The sequence below is a fragment of the Chryseobacterium sp. NRRL B-14798 genome, from assembly GCF_050470705.1.
GTDB lineage: Bacteria > Bacteroidota > Bacteroidia > Flavobacteriales > Weeksellaceae > Chryseobacterium > Chryseobacterium cupriresistens.
In genome coordinates this window covers 3278002-3294567 of record NZ_JBFLUL010000005.1, presented here as the reverse complement: position 1 = coordinate 3294567, position 16566 = coordinate 3278002, and the positions used below count along the sequence as shown (strand labels likewise).

8 protein-coding genes and 1 CRISPR repeat array are annotated in these 16566 nt (G+C 33.5%); of the genes, 6 read left to right on the top strand and 2 right to left on the bottom strand.

The genetic code is table 11. From position 1 onward, the window contains the following. Positions 1-297 precede the first annotated feature (297 nt). The 3 genes from cas9 to cas2 are packed head-to-tail and all read left to right on the top strand — an operon-like array spanning position 298 to position 5851. Positions 298-4620, top strand: a complete 4323-nt coding sequence (cas9, locus tag AB1278_RS15220) for a type II CRISPR RNA-guided endonuclease Cas9 (protein ID WP_227941779.1) — start codon at positions 298-300, stop codon at positions 4618-4620. A gap of 2 nt (positions 4621-4622) precedes the next feature. Beyond that, entirely contained in the window at positions 4623-5516 is an 894-nt protein-coding gene (gene cas1, locus AB1278_RS15215) for a type II CRISPR-associated endonuclease Cas1 (RefSeq protein ID WP_227941662.1), read from the top strand. Next, positions 5513-5851: a CRISPR-associated endonuclease Cas2 gene (gene cas2, locus AB1278_RS15210; protein WP_227941661.1), complete on the top strand. Its 339-nt coding sequence runs from the start codon at positions 5513-5515 to the stop codon at positions 5849-5851. The genes cas1 and cas2 overlap by 4 nt, the downstream gene beginning before the upstream one ends. Before the next feature lie 57 nt (positions 5852-5908). Further along, a CRISPR array of direct repeats spans positions 5909-7726; the repeat unit is 47 nt; unit sequence GCTGTGACTAATCACGAAGATAATAATTTTTGAAAGCAATTCACAAC. 2078 nt (positions 7727-9804) lie between these two features. Here the strand turns inward: cas2 and AB1278_RS15205 are convergent. Both AB1278_RS15205 and AB1278_RS15200 read right to left on the bottom strand, forming a co-directional pair. After that, a complete protein-coding gene (locus AB1278_RS15205; protein WP_227941660.1) occupies positions 9805-10122 on the bottom strand; it encodes a DUF6922 domain-containing protein in 318 nt (105 codons plus the stop codon). Positions 10123-10159: 37 nt separating this feature from the next. Next, on the bottom strand, positions 10160-10840 hold the full coding sequence (locus AB1278_RS15200) for a nucleotidyl transferase AbiEii/AbiGii toxin family protein (protein WP_227941659.1): 681 nt from the start codon (positions 10838-10840) through the stop codon (positions 10160-10162). A gap of 764 nt (positions 10841-11604) precedes the next feature. Between AB1278_RS15200 and AB1278_RS15195 the strand changes: the two genes are divergently transcribed. Genes AB1278_RS15195 through AB1278_RS15185 form a run of 3 tightly spaced genes read left to right on the top strand, consistent with a single transcriptional unit; the run spans position 11605 to position 16562 of the window. Continuing rightward, positions 11605-12750, top strand: coding sequence for a hypothetical protein (locus AB1278_RS15195; protein ID WP_429815437.1), 1146 nt, complete (start codon positions 11605-11607; stop codon positions 12748-12750). Next, positions 12702-13145, top strand: a complete 444-nt coding sequence (locus AB1278_RS15190; RefSeq protein WP_429815434.1) for a T9SS type A sorting domain-containing protein — start codon at positions 12702-12704, stop codon at positions 13143-13145. Before AB1278_RS15195 ends, AB1278_RS15190 begins: the two co-directional genes overlap by 49 nt. A gap of 6 nt (positions 13146-13151) precedes the next feature. Then, on the top strand, positions 13152-16562 hold the full coding sequence (locus AB1278_RS15185; RefSeq protein ID WP_429815431.1) for a hypothetical protein: 3411 nt from the start codon (positions 13152-13154) through the stop codon (positions 16560-16562). The last annotated feature ends 4 nt before the right edge of the window (positions 16563-16566 follow it).

Here is a 16566-nt window from a genome sequence, read left to right as displayed (position 1 = left end):
GCAGGAAATATAGAAAAGTGAGCTTTAAGTAGTCATGGAAGAACAATTCTCGAACCATTTTGTTGAAGATTTAAATAATCTTAAAGGTTTGATGTATTAAAGATGATAATTCTAATAAAAATGCCCCGAAGGTAGTCGAGGCGCTAAATGTTTTCACAACGGAATAATCCTTATTGTGAATTGCTTTCAAAATTATTGATACAAATATAAAAGAAAAAAAATAACTGTATTTATGGGAATCCATAATTTGAATATTTTTTTTATTACTATTTTTATGTGGTATCAAAATTAATAGCGATGAAAAATATACTTGGACTGGACTTGGGAACAAACTCTATTGGGTGGGCTTTAGTAAAACAGGATTTTGAAAACAAACAAGGTGAAATTCTTGGAATGGGGACCAGGATAATTCCGATGTCTCAAGATATTTTGGGCGATTTTGGTAAAGGGAATTCTGTTTCGCAAACTGCGGAACGTACAAAATACAGAAGTGTAAGAAGATTACGTGAACGATTTCTTCTACGAAGGGAGAGGCTTCACAGGGTTTTAAACATTTTGAATTCCCTTCCAGAACACTATGCTTCACAGATTGATTTTGAAAAACGATTTGGGAAGTTCAAAGTTGAAACTGAACCAAAATTGGCCTGGAAAAATATTGAAGGACATTTTTCATTTCTGTTCCAAAACTCTTTCAACGAGATGCTTGAAGATTTTAAAACGAACGGACAGGATTTAAAAATACCGTACGACTGGACGATTTATTATCTCCGTAAAAAGGCACTTTCTCAAAAAATTGAAAAAGAGGAGTTGGCCTGGATTCTTTTGAATTTTAACCAAAAACGTGGATATTATCAATTGCGTGGGGAAGAAGAGGAAGAAAATCCTAATAAAATTGTTGAATTTTATTCTTTAAAAGTTGTGGATGTTCTAGCAGATGAGCCACAAAAAAGCAAATCAGATATATGGTATTCTTTGGTTTTAGAAAATGGATGGATTTACAGAAGGGCAAGTAAAATATCGTTGTTTGATTGGAAAGATAAAACAAGAGATTTTATTGTAACAACTGATTTGAATGATGATGGAAGTGTTAAAACAGACAAAGACGGAAATGAAAAAAGAAGTTTCCGGGCACCGGGTGAGAACGATTGGACTTTGGTAAAGAAGAAAACAGAGCAGGAAATCGAGCAGTCTCATAAAACCGTTGGAATATATATTTACGAAACTCTCCTTAATAATCCCAAACAAAAAATCAAAGGGAAACTAGTTCGTACGATTGAAAGAAAATTCTATAAAGAAGAACTCAGGCAGATATTAGAAAAGCAAAAGCAGTTCCATCAGGAATTACAAAATGATGATTTATATAATAGTTGTATTCGCGAGTTGTACAGAAATAATGAAGCCCATCAACTGACTTTAAGTAAAAAAGATTTTGTACATCTTTTTATGGAGGATATTGTTTTCTACCAAAGACCGTTGAGAAGCCAGAAGTCTTCTATTTCCAACTGTACTTTGGAATTCAGAAAATACAAAGATGAAAATGGAGCAGAACATACACAATATTTAAAAGCCATTCCAAAATCGAATCCATATTATCAGGAGTTTCGTCTCTGGCAATGGATTTTTAATCTTAATCTATATAAAAAAGATAATGATGAAAACGTTATCAAAGAATTTTTAACCACTACCCAGGATATCGAAAATCTGTTTGAGTTTTTAAATAACAGAAAAGAAATTGATCAAAAAGCTCTATTGAAACATTTTAAGCTCAATGAGAAAACACATCGTTGGAATTTTGTAGAGGATAAAAAATACCCCTGCAATGAAACGAAGACGATGATTTCAACTCGATTGGAAAAAGTAGAAAATATTTCCGATGATTTTCTGACCAGGGAAATCGAACAACAGATTTGGCATATTATCTATTCTGTCAATGATAAAATAGAATACGAAAAAGCCTTAAAAACCTTTGCATCAAAACATCATCTAGACGAAAGTTCTTTTTTCGAGGCTTTCAGAAAATTTCCACCATTTAAAAGCGAATATGGTTCCTATTCGGAAAAAGCAATTAAGAAATTGTTGCCTATAATGCGATTGGGCAAATATTGGGATTATGCCAATATTGATCAGTCTTCAAAAGACAGGATTAAGAAGATCATTAATGGAGAATATGATGAAAATATAAAAGATAAGGTAAGAGAAAAGGCAGTCCATCTTACGAATGAAAATGATTTCCAGGGTTTACAATTGTGGCTGGCTCAATATATTGTATATGGAAGACATTCGGAAGCATCAATAACAGCGAAATGGAATTCAGCTGATGATTTGGAAGAATTTTTAAAAGATTTTAAACACCACTCGCTTCGCAATCCAATTGTAGAGCAGGTCATTACTGAGACTTTACGTGTTGTGAAAGATATTTGGCTAAAATACGGAAAAGGAGCAAAAGACTTCTTCAATGAAATTCATATAGAGTTGGGAAGGGAAATGAAACTTCCGGCTGAAGATAGAAAGAAACTTACGAGCCAAATTATTGAAAATGAAAATACGAATCTCCGCATCAAAGCTCTATTAGCTGAAATGATGAATGATCATGCTGTAGAAAATGTTCGTCCGTTTTCACCCCAGCAACAAGAAATTCTGAAAATTTATGAGGACGGTGTTTTAAATTCAGGCATTGAAATTGAAGATGAATATTTAAAAATAAGCAAAACGGCGCAACCTTCTCCTTCAGATTTAAAACGGTATAAACTTTGGCTGGAACAGAAATACAAATCGCCTTATACCGGGCAAATGATTCCACTAAATAAATTGTTTACGCCAGAATATGAAATTGAACATATTATCCCACAAAGTCGATACTTTGATGATAGTTTTAGTAATAAAATTATTTGTGAATCGGCAGTTAACAAATTGAAGGATAATTATATCGGACTTGGATTTATTAAGCAGTTTGGAGGAACTATTATTGAACTTGGTTTGGGTAAAAGCGTGAAGGTTTTTGATATTGATCAATACGAAGATTTTGTTAAGAAGCACTACGCCAATAACCGAAGTAAAAGAAATAAACTTCTTTTAGAAGATATTCCTGAAAAAATGATTGAACGTCAGATCAATGATACTCGTTATATCAGTAAATATATTTCCGGTATACTTTCTAATATTGTTCGCTTAGAAGATGGTTCGGATGAAGGAGTAAATTCTAAAAGCATTGTTCCCGGAAATGGAAAAATTACTACCCAATTGAAAAAGGACTGGGGGCTGAATGATGTTTGGAATGACTTGATTTTACCCCGTTTTAAAAGAATGAATCAGTTGACCAATTCGACGGATTTTACCGCCTGGAACGAAAATTTTCAAAAGTTTTTGCCGACCGTTCCAATTGAGTATTCGAAAGGTTTTTCTAAAAAAAGGATCGACCATCGTCATCATGCTCTAGACGCTTTGGTAATTGCTTGTGCTACAAAGGATCACGTAAATTTATTAAATAATCAATCGGCAAAATCGGAAACCAAACGCTATGATTTGAAAAAGAAATTAATGAAGTTTGAAAGAGTTGTTTATTTCCATACGCAAACAGGGGAGAAGATCGAAAGAGAAGTGCCAAAACAATTTTTAAAACCCTGGAAAAATTTTACTGTTGATGCTATGCATAATTTGGAAACGGTTATTGTAAGTTTTAAACAAAACCTTAGGGTCATTAATAAAGCAACGAATTATTACGAAAAATATGTAGAGAAAGATGGTGTAAGAAATAAGACAAGAATAAAGCAAAAGGGAATAAATTGGGCGATTAGAAAACCAATGCATAAAGATACGGTTTCCGGTAAAGTAGATTTACCTTGGGTAAAAGTCCCAAAAGGAAAAATTTTAACAGCAACAAGGAAAAGCCTTGACGCTTCATTCGATTTAAAATCAATAGGCTCCATTACTGATACAGGGATTCAAAAAATTCTCAAAAATTATATAATGCATAAAGACGGAAATACGGAATTGGCTTTTTCACCCGAAGGAATTGAAGATTTGAATAAAAGTATTGAGAAGTATAATGATGGTAAACCTCATCAGCCCATCAACAAAGTAAGGGTTTTTGAACTGGGTAGTAAATTTCAGGTAGGACAATCCGGAAATAAAAAAGATAAATACGTAGAAGCCGCAAAAGGAACCAATTTGTTTTTTGGAGTGTACGAAGATAAAAACGGCAAGAGAAGCTATGAAACCATTCCTTTGAATGAGGTGATTGAAAGGCAAAAGCAAGGTTTACCTGTGGTTGACTTAAGAAGTACAAATGATTTCTATTTATGCCCGAATGATTTGGTTTATATTCTATCTGATGATGAGCGGGGTAATATGACAAATATCGATTTTGAAAGCCTTTCTGATGAACAAGTTAAAAGGATATATAAATTTGTTAGTTGTACAGGAGGTGAGGGACATTTTATTCCTTACGCAAATGCGACAGAAATAATAAAAAATGAAAATGGTACAAATAGTAAAGGTGAGAGAATGCAGAATTTCTATGATGGGAGTTGTATGTTTGATAAAAACGCCAAGCCCATTATGATAAAAGAAAACTGTGTAAAACTTAAAGTCGACCGTTTAGGGAACATTGCAAAGATATAATTATGATTACCCGTTCAATCTACATCGGTAATCCCGCTTATCTTAAGCTCAAAGATGAGCAGCTGAAAATCCTCTGTCCAGAAACCAAAATGGAAAAGGGGAGTGTTCCTGTGGAAGATTTGGGTTTGCTTATGCTGGATCATTATCAGATTACCATTTCGCATAATTTGATTCAGAAGATGATGGGAAATAATGTGGTGGTCATTAGTTGTGATGCGCATCATTTACCTCTCGGAATTATGCTTCCACTGTATGGTCATACTGAACATTCTGACCGGGTAAAAGATCAGCTTGAAGCCAGTGAACCGCTGAAAAAGCAACTTTGGAAACAGACCGTGGAATGTAAGATCGAAAATCAGAAAAATGTTCTGATGAAGTTGGGAAACTATTATGAACCAATGGTTGAATACCAAACAAATGTAAAGTCTGGGGATTTAAGCAATATGGAAGGTATTGCAGCTCAGCATTATTGGAAATATCTGATCAGCCTTGATTTTTTGAGACAGCGTTTCGGAGAATCACCCAATCAGTTCTTTAATTTCGGGTATGCGGTTCTCAGAAGTATTGTTGCCAGGGCTATTGTTGAAACAGGATTATTGCCCGTATTGGGAATTTTTCATAAAAATAAATATAATCCTTACTGCCTTGCCGATGATCTGATGGAACCTTATCGTCCGTTTATTGATTTACTAGTAATGCAGTGGCTGAAAATTTATCCTGATGCAGAAGAACTGGCGAAAGAATTTAAGGCTCATATTCTGCAGATTGCAACCAAAGATGTGCGTATTGATGATAAAACAAGGCCATTGCTGGTTGCTGTAAAAATGACGGCTTCGTCGCTTTACAAATGCTATACAGGAGAAAAAAGACTGATTTCTTATCCTGAACTGTTATGAACGCCGAAAGGTTTAACGCATACCGGATTATGTGGGTTTTAGTATTATATGATCTCCCGACTGAGACCAAAGCGAATATGAAAGATGCTAACCGCTTTCGGAAAGCGCTCATTGATGATGGTTTCACCTTGTTTCAGTTCTCAATGTATGTACGCCATTGTCCGAGCCGGGAAAATGCTGAGGTTCATATTAAAAGAGTTAAATTTATACTTCCAAAAGCCGGGAAAGTGGCCATTATGTGTATCACGGACAAACAATTTGGAGATATTGAAATCTTCTTTGCCAGGAATAAAGAAGAGCCACCTCCAACCTTTCAGCAGCTTGAATTATTCTAAATTTTAAATTCTAAATATAAAAATAATCTACTGAAAACCAGTAGATTATTTTTTGAGGCTGTGACTAATCACGAAGATAATAATTTTTGAAAGCAATTCACAACTTGAAACTTGCATATCAATTTCAAGGCGTAGCTGTGACTAATCACGAAGATAATAATTTTTGAAAGCAATTCACAACATGGTTAACAGGAAGCTCCACTTCAGTAAAGCTGTGACTAATCACGAAGATAATAATTTTTGAAAGCAATTCACAACTAGTTATGTACTCATGTACTATCATACCGTGCTGTGACTAATCACGAAGATAATAATTTTTGAAAGCAATTCACAACAACCGAATAGACGTTGAAAAAGGCGTTATCGCTGTGACTAATCACGAAGATAATAATTTTTGAAAGCAATTCACAACAGCATCATCCAACTTCTGTTTTGCTGTCTCGCTGTGACTAATCACGAAGATAATAATTTTTGAAAGCAATTCACAACCGCTTCAGTATTCACCAAAATTTTAAGTTTGCTGTGACTAATCACGAAGATAATAATTTTTGAAAGCAATTCACAACTATCTCCCCAAATGTAATTGTCACCATCAAGCTGTGACTAATCACGAAGATAATAATTTTTGAAAGCAATTCACAACACTGTTCTAATGCTTCCAGTGTTTCAGCCTGCTGTGACTAATCACGAAGATAATAATTTTTGAAAGCAATTCACAACAAACATCTTCACCACGATTTTTTCGACGTTGCTGTGACTAATCACGAAGATAATAATTTTTGAAAGCAATTCACAACTACTCCCTATGATAGAACTTGTAAGGGTCTGCTGTGACTAATCACGAAGATAATAATTTTTGAAAGCAATTCACAACGCCTTAGTTGATGAAGATATTTTCAATTACGCTGTGACTAATCACGAAGATAATAATTTTTGAAAGCAATTCACAACCATATTCGATTGTAAACTGTCCTTCTGAAAGCTGTGACTAATCACGAAGATAATAATTTTTGAAAGCAATTCACAACCGTCTTTGTCTTTTTCCGCCACTGTTCTTTGCTGTGACTAATCACGAAGATAATAATTTTTGAAAGCAATTCACAACCCAATATTACATCACTGCATTTTAACTTTAGCTGTGACTAATCACGAAGATAATAATTTTTGAAAGCAATTCACAACAAAAACAGAACAAACGTACCGGTATCGGTTGCTGTGACTAATCACGAAGATAATAATTTTTGAAAGCAATTCACAACTCATGTTCAAACGACCGAGACGAGGAGGCAGCTGTGACTAATCACGAAGATAATAATTTTTGAAAGCAATTCACAACCAGTAATTAATCCTTTCATTTATGCAGTTTGCTGTGACTAATCACGAAGATAATAATTTTTGAAAGCAATTCACAACAGAACGCTTTTGCTATGTATTACAAGTTTGGCTGTGACTAATCACGAAGATAATAATTTTTGAAAGCAATTCACAACTAGTGCAGATATCTGTCTAAAATTTTTTCAGCTGTGACTAATCACGAAGATAATAATTTTTGAAAGCAATTCACAACGCTCTGAGAAGCGTCCTGAAATAGTGTGAAGCTGTGACTAATCACGAAGATAATAATTTTTGAAAGCAATTCACAACTTTGTTTTTATCTCTAACTGTTTCATGGTTGCTGTGACTAATCACGAAGATAATAATTTTTGAAAGCAATTCACAACGATAAAAAACAAACCCTTTACGGCCTTAACGCTGTGACTAATCACGAAGATAATAATTTTTGAAAGCAATTCACAACTAGTTAGCTCTTTTGGAGTTTTTATTCCAGGCTGTGACTAATCACGAAGATAGTGATTTTTGAAAGCAGTTCACAACCATGCCTTTTCCAACGTCTGAATATCTGGTGCTGTGGCTAATCACGAAGGTGATAATTTTGAAAGCAATTTACAACTTCTCTTGGTGACTCATAGCTAGTTTTATTGCTGTAACTAATCACTAAGATAATAATTTTGAAAGCAATTCACAACGTTCGTTAAATCATACCGGTTCCTGGCGATGCTGTGATTAATCACGAAGGTAATAATTTTTTGAAAGCAATTCACAACGTCGTTTTCGATTCGGATTAATCTCTTTTCGCTGTGACTAACCACGAAGGTAATAATTTTTGAAAGCAATTCACAACAACGAATTCGTTACGCAAAATATTTCCAATGCTGTGACTAATCACTAAGATAATAAAGATTGAATGCAATTCACAACAGTCCTCCGCATGGGGTCTTTGTGCTCTAAGCTGTGACTAATCACGAAGATAATATTTATTGAAAGCAATTTACAACTAAATCAAAAAGCTGCACTTTGGTTAGTTTGCTGTGACTGATCACGAAGGTAATAATTTTGAAAGCGATTCACAACTACTGACTCGATTGCTTCTTTTCTTACTTCGTTGTGACTAATCAAAGGTGATAATTTTGAAAGCAATTCACAACCAAAGTAAATTCCAGATTGCTTTGAAACATGCTTTGACTGATCACGAATGTAATAATTTTCGAAAGCAATTCACAACTTAGTTGATTTGGTATTGTGGGTTTCCGTAGCTGTGACTGATCTCGAAGATAATAATTTTTGAAAGCAATCCACAACAGTAAATTTACGATAATTCGTGTAGTTAAAACTGTGACTGATCACGAATATAACAATTTTTAAAAGCAATTCACACCAATCGAGTTGTAACTGTTTCATAATTTAGTGCTGTGACTGATCACGAAGATAATATTTTTTGAAAGCAATTCACAACTAAATCAAAAAGCTACACTTTGGTTAGTTTGCTGTGACTGGTCACGAAGGAATAATTTTTGAAGGCAATTCGCAACTGATAAACTGGTCTTCCGGAAGGTTGAAGAGCTGTGATTAATCACGAAGGTAATAATTTTGAAAGCAATTCACAACACATGGTCTCTTTTAGTTCAGTCCAGGTTTGCTGTGATTAATCACGGAGGTAATAATTTTTGAAAGCAATTCACAACGTTGTGTTTGTGATTTGAATCCGGTAAATGGCTGTGACTAATCACGAAGATAATAATTTATGAAGGCAATTCACAACTCCATGGAAAAACATGGAAGAAATAGAAAGAGCTGAGACTAATCACAAAGATAATAATTTTGAAAGCAGTTCACAATTGGGGTTAACAAACAATGGATGAAATGCCGGTTGTGACTAATCACGAAGATAGTAAATTTTGAAAGCAATTCACAACTACTTCCGTATTGACGAATTGTAATCCAATGTTGTGACTAATCACGAAGATAGTAAATTTTGAAAGCAATTCACAACTGTATCGCCTGTAGGTGATAATAAAACACTGCTGTGACCAATCACTAAAGTAATAATTTTCGAAAGCAATTCACAACCATTTCCGTGAGAACTTCACTCAAAGGCACTTGTAACTAATCACTAAGGTAACAATTTTTTGAGAACAACTCACAGCCATGAGCCTCATTACTTCCGGGAATTAAATGCTGTGACTAATCACTAAGGTAATAATTTTTGAAAACAATTCACAGATAACTACTAATATGTTTCCCCATTGGTTTGGCTATGACTACAAGAAGATACTAATTCTCGAAAGCAATTCACAATTTATTTGATAGTCTAGGTTCATGATTGAAAGCTGTGATTAATCACTAAGGTAATGATTTTTGAAAGCAATTCACAACTTAACAGCACATATACCAATGAAACAAGCGCTGTGACTAATTACTAAGATAATAAATTTTGGAAGCAATTCATATCTATGCAATGTATCGTGAAAGGTTTTAGGCTGTTGTAAGTGGTTGGAAAGATAGTAATTTTTGCAATTCATAATCGTTTATCCATTACTATTGCCATTGTTATTTCCAATGTAGCTCCTTTCAATTATATTTTTGAGTTATGTCTCAAATAACTAGTTTCTTAGCTATATCCAATGATATGGTTTATCCTTACGATTGATATAGCAGTGCATATCCTCTTTTTTAAGTTCGGGGAAAAATTCTATAGCTTTATCAATTGCATAATTTGGAAGGAAATGGATTTCGTCACGAATTGCTTTGACTACTTTTTCGTAAGTATAAAATTCTACAATTCTATCAATGTCGTTTTGATTGCCACGTTCAACAATACGGGCAATAATTGACTTATAGGCTTTATCTAGATCCATCTCATCTAAATCAAAATCCCAAAAAAATGAAGGATCAATATCAAAACTTGGTCTTTTTTTATTTCCTGTTTTCATAGTATAAATTTACTGAATAATAGTGATATATAAAAGTTTAATGCTTGAATCCACGTCTCTTTTGTTTATTATTTTGCTCTTTGATTTCAGTAAATTTAAGTAATGGGTTATGTACTGACTTTTTTAATCTCTCCTCTATCTTTTGCCAGGTTATATCTTTACTTTTTATCATCTTTACTTGTACATTCCTATCGATATTGTCGTGATGTAGTAAACTTAATGCAGCAAGTGAGGGATTTCCTCCGTATTTTTTTTGATAAAAATCAAGATAAGTCTTAAGGGAATTATGTTCTAATAGAAAATGCATATCAACGAAATCTTTAATTCTGCTTCCATCTTGAAATATAGCGTGAAGTTTCATAGCGCCTATATCCTCAAGGGATGCCAGCCTAATGTCTTCTTTTGTTATTATTCTAGGTAATTGCCATGGATACTGATGGGCAAGGATATCGACCTTGATTTCAGATATTTTCAAAAGTAATGTGTTTTCAAATGTATTTTTAATTTCTACAGGATAGTTATTCGAAAGATAGTTTAGGACAGACTTCTCATTAAATGGTTTAGTTGTAAACAGATCAATATCAATACTTAAACGATGGCCAAGCATTAGACTGAGTGCGGTACCACCTACCAGGGTAAAGTCCTTTAGTCTTTCTTCTTTCATTAGTTTTTGAAGAAGTTCCCACATTTCCTTACTGACAGTTTCTTTATGTAGCATATTTCATTTTTCAGAAAATTAAATCTGCAAATGATGTATACCTTTACAATGGCGTTGCAAGGAACTATTTGGCTTTGATTATCAATGAAAGCTAAATTATCAGCCTTTTATTGATGGAGATATTAGTAAGTGGAATTACAATTTTTTTCTGTTGGCAGTTAGTATCTGCATAATGATACAGTCCACTTAAATTTTGACATAGTTTGTTCTTCTAATTGGCTCTTATAATTCTAAGAAGTCCGCCTTTTAGTTGGATACCTTAAAATCTACAATATGTAGATGGCTTGATTTGTACTTTTTAAAAGCTTAATGCGAACCAGCTTTATAAAAAGGAATGCTTCTAAAATTATGTTTTTAAGAAAGGATATATTACCTATTAAAATGCGTGCGATTTTACAACTACACGGAGAAGTTAGGAGCTCATTCGCAACTTTGAAAGTCCTTACGTCCTAACAAAGTTGCTACTTCGCTCTGTGAGACTTTTGAATTGGTAAGAAATTTTGATTTGGTCTACGAATATGATTTTAATTTGTAATTCTGTTTTTTATGAGGCTTTTCGTATTTGTTTTTCATCTTTTCAAATTCATTATTAATACGACAAGTTTTGTCGTTTAAACCTTATATTTTTGTGAAATAAGTATAATTTGATGTTTTTAAAAATATAATTGTTTTCTTTTAAATGCGAATGTCTATTGTTTCTTAAAAAATGTTAAATTTGCTGCATTATTAAAAAAACTAATTATCAACTCAAAAAAAACACGGGAATGAAAAAGATCTATCTCAGTGCATTTATCTTATGTACAGCCCTGGGTATCCATGCCCAGGAAGTGGTGTGGCAGAAAGATATAAAGTCCTCAGCCCAGGATTTTTTAAGCCAGATCACTACGACAATTGACGGACAGTATCTTATTACGGGAAGCAGCATTCAAACTGATAAGCTTCAACAAAACAGCAGACAAAACAATGGTTATGACTTTCACCTGATTAAATTAAATCAACAGGGAGGACAGGTTTTTGAGAAGTATTTTGCCGGAAACAATCACGACTATTTATCTTCAACGGTTACTACTCAGGACGGTGGGTTTCTGATTTCTGGAACTTCATATTCAGGAAAGGGGTTGGATAAAAAGGAGGATTCTAAAGGTGGCTCCGACATTTGGTTAATTAGAATCAATGAATTTGGAGATGAATTATGGCAGAAAACCCTAGGAAACTCATCAGATGAAGAAGCAAGATCTGTGATTCAGACTACAGATCAGGGATTCATGGTTGCTGGAAGTGTACAAAATTCCTCTAAAGGTTATGGGTCAAAAGATGTTCTGATCATTAGATTAGACAAGGACGGAAAAACACTATCTGAACAAACATTAGGAGGGCGAGGTTTAGATGAAGTAGAAAAGATGGTCCCTACCCGTGATGGCGGAGCTTTATTAGGCATCTATTCCAGAAGCTGTGTAAGTGGTTCTAAGAAAACTGAAAACTTCGGCGAAGGCGATTACTGGATTGTAAAGCTTGACAAAAACGGAAAAGTGGAATGGGAAAAGAATTTTGGAGGAAAAGGAGATGATCATATCAGAACCCTTGCATTAACTTCAACTGGCTTTATCATTGCTGGAGAATCCAGATCAGAAAGATCAGGCAATAAAACAGTAGGTCTAGAAGAAGGAACAGACCTTTGGCTGATTGCTTTAAATGAAAGAGGAGATGAACAGTGGCAGAAGTCTTACAATTTGGGTAACAGGGATATCCTGATGGGTATTAGCGTTCTTCATTCAGCAGATGATAAATCTTCAAGGGAATCTTATTGGGAGGCTATACGCAGGCTGAAGGAAGAATTGAAACTGATGATGAAACCTTCTGGATGCTATACCTTGACCAGAATGGAAATGAGCAGTGGAGAAAACATATAAAAGGAGAATCCAGGCAAAAAGAAGAGAGACTTTCAGACCTAAAGCTAAACAGAGACGGTTCTATTATTCTGGCGGGAACCAGCGCAGAAGAGTTTGGTAAAGAGAACTGGAAAATTGTGAAACTGGGAGATAAACAGGTTGATCAGTTAATTGAAAAATATGATATCAAGATATACCCAAATCCTGTATCAGATTATGCTTATGTAGAAATGGGCTTTGATTTTAAAGACGCTGATATTCTGCTGTATGACATGAGTGGAAGACAACTTCAGAGTATTAAAACCAAAAACAGAGTGACTAAGATAAATACCCAGGCTTTGGTTCAGGCAGCTTATCTGGTGACTATAAAAACTGATTCTGGTAAAACTGCAAATGCAAAACTTATTAAAAAATAAACACGAATGAAAAAAATATTGATAATAATAGCGCTAACGGTAAATATTTTACTTTTTTCGCAAAGTTCGCAGAAGCAAACAATTCCATATATCCCCAAAGTATCGTCCCCTGAAGTTTACAATTTGGAATTATATGGTAATTATCCTGTTGATCCTTCAACAGGTGTTCCTAAAATTGATATACCATTGTATATAATTAAAAGTGGAAGTTTATCATTGCCAATCTCACTTTCATATCATGCTAGTGGTATTAAGCTAAACCAAGAAGCTTCTTCAGTAGGGTTAGGATGGGTGCTAAACGCAGGAGGAATGATATTTCGTAATTTACAAGATATTCCTGATGATAAACCAAATGGCTTCTTAACAGGTGGAAATTCTATACCTGTATATAATGATATAAATCAACTTAGCAGTAGCAGTACTCTACTCGGAACGATTGGTAATAATTCAACCATTAAAAGATATTATAATTTTAATGAATATGAAGAAGGAAGTGGAAATTCTTCTTTTCATCAAGATAAGACTCCAGATCAATTTAATATCTCGACGAATGTGGGACTTTCTGGGGCATTTTATATAAATAATGAGGGGAAAGTTGTGAGTGCAGAATTTGATCCTCAAAAGATAGACGCAGTATTTGGGATCGGGAGTATTATTGTGAAAGACGAAAAAGGGACTATCTATAGATTTGGAAAAAGCCTTGAAAATAAAGATAATTGGGAAACGGTGTGGGACACTAAAATGCGAAGTGAAACTGATGGAAATACAAGTTATGATGCTCAGCCGTCACTATATACTTCTTCGTGGTATCTTTCCGAAATTATATCTGCTGATAAAAAAGACACTATTAATATTGAATATGTAAAGTACAGATCAAAAACATATAGAACATTTTCCTCTGAAAATAAGATCCGTATGATCGATAATGTTGGAGGTGTACCTACAGGTAGTAAACAATATTTAGAAACTGAAGTAGATGTTTTGGTTATGGATAAGCTAAAATATAATGATGGATATGTAGAATTTATCAGAAATGAAGATCGTCAAGATGTTTATCCACTAAATAATCGTCCACCGAGAATTTCAGGTTTAATAGTATATAATAAGCAAAACAAATTAATTAACAAAATAATTTTTGATAATAATGATTACTTTGAAAGACCGAAGATTACGGATGTTAATTATTGGTTTATGGATTTTTATAAAAAAAGTCTAAAACTAAATTCAGTAAAGTTTTATGACCAACAAAATGATCTAATAAATCAATTCAAATTTGGATATGATTATAGTTCTCCTCTACCGGCAAGAGAATCAACTTATGGAATAGATTATTGGGGATACTATAATGGAAAAAATAATAACACAACTTTACTACCTACAGTGTTATTTGATAATGCATTATTTGAAAATTTATTTTCACCTGATGCCTTAATTAAAGGAACGTTAACTAACGAAAATCGTCAGGCAAACTTTAATTATATGAAATCGGGAGTGCTTAATAAGATTACCTATCCTACAGGTGGTTCAACAACATATGAATATGAACCAAATTATTTTTTAACAAAACAACAGGAGCTAGGATTGGGAGTTTTTCAGGCAGGAGCAAGTGCATATGCGTTAAAATCTAGTTCTGGTTGTACTGATGAATCAGGACTCATTGCTTCACCTCATACCATAAAAGAATATCAAATTACGCAACAGCCTCTAGGAACAGTAAATTTCGCGATCATGTTATCAGGACACTACAGTTTAGGACAACCTTTAACAGCAACAATAACTGTTGATGGTGAAACAAAAACAGTAACTCATGGACCAACTGGATCCAATAATATTAAAACTGAGTCAATGACATTTTTTATTCATCAAGGCTCTCACATTAAAATTGATTTAGATACCAAAAATGCAACAGGTCCATCAAGTGGAAGCCCATGTAATAGTCCGTTTATATCTGTTTCAGGTACATATAAATATTATGCTCCTGTACCTCCCGAAAGTATTCAACCTACACAGGCTGGAGGATTAAGAATTAAAAATATTATTAATACGGATAGTAACAATACAGTTTTGTCAAAAAAATCATATGATTATGGTTCTAAAAAAGTTAATAATATTGGTATTGGAAAAATATTAACTAACCCTTTTGATTTTGACAATTTCTATAACAGGAAAACAAGAGTAATTATGGGAAATATTACTCACGTAAGATTGATGAATATTATTAGTTCAAACCCCATGGTAGAAATATCTCATAGTAATGGATCGCCTGTATTTTATGACAAGGTGACTGAATATATTGTAGATAATGAACAGGAAAATAATAAACTTGGGAAAATAGAATATTATTATAAAGAAAAAGATGTAGATAAAATATATACAACTAACATATTTATTCCGTATCCAAGATATATTTATCCTGAATGGAAAAAAACGAATCTTATTGAGACTATTTCATACAAAAAAGAAGGAACTAATTATATTCCTGTTAAAAAAGAGGAAAATTTTTATGAAAAGTTTATTGAAAATAGAATCAGGACGGTTAATGTATTTGAACAAGATAATGAATCTAATGTGGGAATAATTAATGGTGGTAATTATGAACAAAATCCAGAAAGGTTCTATTATTTTAATGATTACGTATCAATAGGACGAGTAGCATTAACAAGTAAAAAAATTACAGATTATATGTATGGAAGTCAAACAGATTCCTTAACTACAAAAATCAGTTATCTTTATAGTAATCCTCAACATTATCAATTAACAAAAGAAATTATTACTTCTGCCGATAATATTTTAATCGAAAAAGATTATGCATATGCCCACGAAAAAGCTAATCAAAAGTTGATCAATGCCAATATGGTAGGTGTTCCATTGGAAACAGCGGTAAAGAAAAATGACAAAACCATCAGTAAATCAGAAATAAAATATGATAATCCATTGAATTTGTTCCCAAGTTCTGTCTTATCTACCGATTTGCAAAATAATCAATATACAGAAGTCACTTATGACAAATATGATACTAAAGGCAATCTGCAGCAATATACTACAAAAGCAGGTGTTCCTGTCACAATAATTTGGGGATATAATGAAACTCAGCCTATTGCAAAGATTGAAGGTGCAACATATGATCAGGTTTCGGGATTGATATCTGCAATTATCTCAGCATCCGATTCTGATGCTCAGGCTTTATCAAATAATGATGAAACGTCACTTTTATCAGTACTAAATACATTTAGAAATAGTTTACCAAACTATCTGATTACCACTTATACTTATGATCCATTGATTGGGGTGCGAAGTATTACGCCATCGTCAGGAATCAGGGAGAATTATCTCTATGATTCAGCAGGCAGACTTCAGAAAGTAGTAGATGTAAATGGTCAGGTTGTAAAAGAGATGAAATACAATTATAAAAACTAAAACT

Coding starts and splice junctions, on each gene's coding strand:
- cas9 (WP_227941779.1), top strand. CDS start 298: ATGAAAAATATACTTGGACTGGACTTGGGAACAAACTCTATTGGGTGG.
- cas1 (WP_227941662.1), top strand. CDS start 4,623: ATGATTACCCGTTCAATCTACATCGGTAATCCCGCTTATCTTAAGCTC.
- cas2 (WP_227941661.1), top strand. CDS start 5,513: ATGAACGCCGAAAGGTTTAACGCATACCGGATTATGTGGGTTTTAGTA.
- AB1278_RS15205 (WP_227941660.1), bottom strand. CDS start 10,122: ATGAAAACAGGAAATAAAAAAAGACCAAGTTTTGATATTGATCCTTCA.
- AB1278_RS15200 (WP_227941659.1), bottom strand. CDS start 10,840: ATGCTACATAAAGAAACTGTCAGTAAGGAAATGTGGGAACTTCTTCAA.
- AB1278_RS15195 (WP_429815437.1), top strand. CDS start 11,605: ATGAAAAAGATCTATCTCAGTGCATTTATCTTATGTACAGCCCTGGGT.
- AB1278_RS15190 (WP_429815434.1), top strand. CDS start 12,702: ATGCTATACCTTGACCAGAATGGAAATGAGCAGTGGAGAAAACATATA.
- AB1278_RS15185 (WP_429815431.1), top strand. CDS start 13,152: ATGAAAAAAATATTGATAATAATAGCGCTAACGGTAAATATTTTACTT.